Source organism: Vibrio sp. 1249-1 (assembly GCF_033340495.1).
In genome coordinates, this window is record NZ_JAWOWJ010001109.1 from 1 (window position 1) to 533 (window position 533).

Below are 533 nucleotides of genomic sequence, written 5' to 3' on the forward strand. Positions count from 1 at the left end.
ATCGTGGTTTTGCAGGACTACTGACGAAAAACCCACTGCACCCACACTGGCAAAATGAGTTCTGGACAGAGTACGAATACACACTCGATGAACTGGCGGAATACCTCGATCTGTAAGGCCACCCGTTACGTGGTAGCGAAGTGTCAGGTCTTGGTCGCAATTGTGAGTTGTTTGATACGGTGCGTCAGTGGAGCTATAAGGCGATTCGCGAGTTTTGGGCGCCTAACTACAAGCGTCAGTGGAATTCGGCTGTCTACGACCAAGTGGAAGCCATTAATGCCCAGTTTAAAGTGCCTTTACCAGTTTCAGAGGTTAAAGCGATAGCGAAGTCGATCGCTAACTGGACGTATCGAGAATTCACGCCAGAAAAGAAAAGCCAATGGCACGCTAAGAAAGGTGCTAAGGGTGGAAAAGTTTCAAAAGGTGGAGGTAGACCTAGCCTTAACGAACCTTGGGTTGAGCTTGGTATCAGTCGAAGAACTTACTTCCGTTGGAAGTCGACTGGCAAATTGTAATGTGTGGCACTAAACAAG

Annotated in this window: 2 protein-coding genes; both read left to right on the plus strand. The window is 47.8% G+C overall.

Annotated elements, in window-relative coordinates:
* Positions 1–116: replication initiation protein (locus tag R7Z50_RS30720; RefSeq protein WP_318150182.1), on the plus strand; the 116-nt coding region annotated here is incomplete at its 5' end.
* Between the two features lie 24 nt (positions 117–140).
* Positions 141–515, plus strand: coding sequence for a primase C-terminal domain-containing protein (locus R7Z50_RS30725; protein WP_318150181.1), 375 nt, complete (start codon positions 141–143; stop codon positions 513–515).
* Positions 516–533 lie beyond the last annotated feature (18 nt).